Origin of the sequence: Methylobacterium sp. WL6 (assembly GCF_008040095.1) — a bacterium.
GTDB lineage: Bacteria > Pseudomonadota > Alphaproteobacteria > Rhizobiales > Beijerinckiaceae > Methylobacterium.
Genome location: NZ_VRVH01000462.1, coordinates 1 through 2,520, shown reverse-complemented (window position 1 = coordinate 2,520; position 2,520 = coordinate 1). Strand labels below are relative to the sequence as shown.

3 protein-coding genes are annotated in these 2,520 nt (G+C 71.5%); 2 read left to right on the top strand and 1 reads right to left on the bottom strand.

The genetic code is table 11. From position 1 onward, the window contains the following. A partial coding sequence (locus tag FV230_RS27215) for a sigma-70 family RNA polymerase sigma factor (RefSeq protein WP_147844590.1) occupies positions 1-709 on the bottom strand: 709 nt, incomplete at its 3' end. A 325-nt stretch (positions 710-1,034) separates the two neighbouring features. On the opposite strand from FV230_RS27215, the gene FV230_RS30085 reads away from it, so the two are divergent. Then, positions 1,035-1,355: a hypothetical protein gene (locus tag FV230_RS30085; protein WP_187274904.1), complete on the top strand. Its 321-nt coding sequence runs from the start codon at positions 1,035-1,037 to the stop codon at positions 1,353-1,355. Between the two features lie 163 nt (positions 1,356-1,518). Further along, positions 1,519-2,520, top strand: a 1,002-nt coding sequence (locus FV230_RS27205; RefSeq protein ID WP_246695029.1) for a thiamine pyrophosphate-binding protein, incomplete at its 3' end; no start/stop codon positions are given.

The window sequence follows — 2,520 nt, the reverse complement described above, 5'->3', positions numbered from 1 at the left end:
AGGGCGCGTGACGCGGCGGCGGCTCCCGCTCGAGCCCGAGCAGGCCGGCGAGCTGTCCGCGGGCCCGGCTGACCCGGCTCTTCACCGTGCCGACCTGGCACTGCAGCCGGACCGCCGCCTCCTCGTAGGTCAGGCCCTCGGCCCCGACGAGGAGCAGCGCCTCCCGCTGCGTCGCCGGCAGCGTCTCCATCACCGCGTAGAGCCGCTTCAGGGTGACGACGTCCTCCTGATCGGGCACGGCGGTGAGCTTGCCGGCCTGGACCCCGTCCGCATCCTCGACCTCGCGCTTGCGCTTGCGGATCTCGGTGTAGAACTGGTTGCGCATGATCGTGAACAGCCACGCGACCAGGTTCGAGCCCGGCTGGAACCGGTGCTGGTTCATCCACGCCTTCATCAGCGTTTCCTGGACCAGGTCGTCGGTCCGGCTCATGTCGCCGACGAGCGAGAACGCGAAGGTGCGCAAAGCCGGAAGCACCGCCATCAGGTCGTCGCGGAACGCCGTGGTCGGCGTCTCGCCGCGGCTCGCCAGCACCGCCTCGAAGCGGCGCACCAGCACGAGGAGCGGTTCCGGCAGGGCATCGCAGGTCGGCAGGGCAAAGTAGGCGCGCAGCTCGCCGCCGAGGTGGTTGCGGACCGCGGCCGCGACGTCGACCTCGTTCAGCTCGGTCTCGAAGGTTTCGTCCCGACCGTTGGAGATGGCGTGCGTCATGCCGATGGAGCGTCCCAAGGTTCTTACGGTCAAGCTCTTTTGAGCCAGTCTAAGGTAATTGCATATTAAATTCTGAGCCGGTGATGAACGGGGCGCGGTCGCGAGCGACTTCAGAAATCGTTGCCTCGGCAAGCAACGCCCCATCCTTCGGAATCACCGTGCCGCGCATCACGGGCTCAGGCAATCGCGCCCGGATGCTGAGCTTCGCGGATCACGGGACCGTGCGACCCGAATGCGCTGCCTGAAGGTCGGAACCGATACCATCGCGTCCGATTTCCTCACGGGCAACCTTCTCGCACGGGGAAGGTTGAGGTATCTATTCGTCATGCCTCGCTTGGTTTCCTATCGCATTCACGACCGGGACGACGGCCTGTTCGACGCCGTCGCCACGCTCGCACCCGACAAGACGTATCGGCGCGAGGGCTTCGCCTCGCTGGCCGAGGTCGAGGACTGGATCGACGGGTTGCGGATCCTGATGGCCGCGATCGGCGCACCGCTCGTGCGGGCGCAGCACGCCACCGGTCTCGACGAGGCCGCCGCCCTTCGTCCGGACGGCGACGCACCCGAGGCGGATTCGCGCTCGGCCCGCGCCCGCCTGCTTCGCTTCCGCGATGCGGTGTCCGGCGCCGATGACGCGACCGACTGACAGGGCCGCCCCGCGCGGCAGGGGCTCGAACGGAGGCCGAGCATGTTCGCGACGGCCTCGTCTCCCGCCGCCGCGCGCGGGCTGCGGCCTTGCCTTCGACGCCCGGCGAACCAGACTTCCCCGCGCGAGGGCGACCGCTCCGGTCCGCACGAGGAAACCGTCGATGGCCCGAACCCGAACCGGCGCGCGCGTGCTCGTCGACCAGCTCCTGGCGCAGGGCGTCGGGCGCCTGACCTGCGTCCCCGGCGAGAGCTACCTCGCCGTGCTCGACGCGCTCTACGACACGGACGTCGACGTGCTGGTCTGCCGGCAGGAGGGCGGCGCCGCGATGATGGCCGAGGCGGCGGGCAAGCTCACCGGCCGGCCGGGCATCTGCTTCGTCACCCGCGGCCCCGGCGCCACCAACGCCGCGTCCGGCCTGCACGTGGCGCAGCAGGACTCGACGCCGATAATTCTGTTCGTCGGCCAGGTCGCCCGCGCGATGCGGGACCGCGACGCGTTCCAGGAGATCGACTACCGCGCGATGTTCGGCACCGTGGCCAAGTGGGTGGTCGAGATCGACGACGCCGCGCGCATCCCCGAGCTCGTGGCCCGCGCCTTCCGGACGGCGATGCAGGGGCGCCCCGGCCCGGTGGTGGTGGCGCTGCCGGAGGACATGCTCGACGACGCGGTCGCGGTCGCCGATGCGGGGCCCGTCGAGCCGGCGGAGCCCGCACCCCGCCCGGAGGACGTGTCCGACCTGCGCCGGAGGCTCGACGGCGCGCAAAGCCCGATCGTCCTCGTCGGCGGATCGCGCTGGAACGAGGCCGCGCGCGACGACCTCGTCGCCGTCGCCGAGGCCGAGGACCTGCCGGTGGCGACCTCGTTCCGGCGCGCCCACCTCTTCCCGGCCGACCATCCGCACTACGCCGGCGAGCTCGGCATCGGCCCGAACCCGGCCCTCGTCGCCCGCATCCGCGCGGCCGACCTGCTGGTGATGATCGGCGGCCGGCTCTCGGAGATGCCGGCGCAGTCCTATCGCCTGCTCGGCATCCCCGATCCCGGCCTGCCGCTGGTCCACGCCCACCCGGACGCGAACGAGCTCGGCCGGGTCTACCAGCCGGCCCTGGCGATCCAGGCCGCGCCCGGCCCGCTGCTCGCGGCGCTCCGGGCATCGCCGCCGGCC

Coding starts and splice junctions, on each gene's coding strand:
- FV230_RS30085 (WP_187274904.1), top strand. CDS start 1,035: ATGCCTCGCTTGGTTTCCTATCGCATTCACGACCGGGACGACGGCCTG.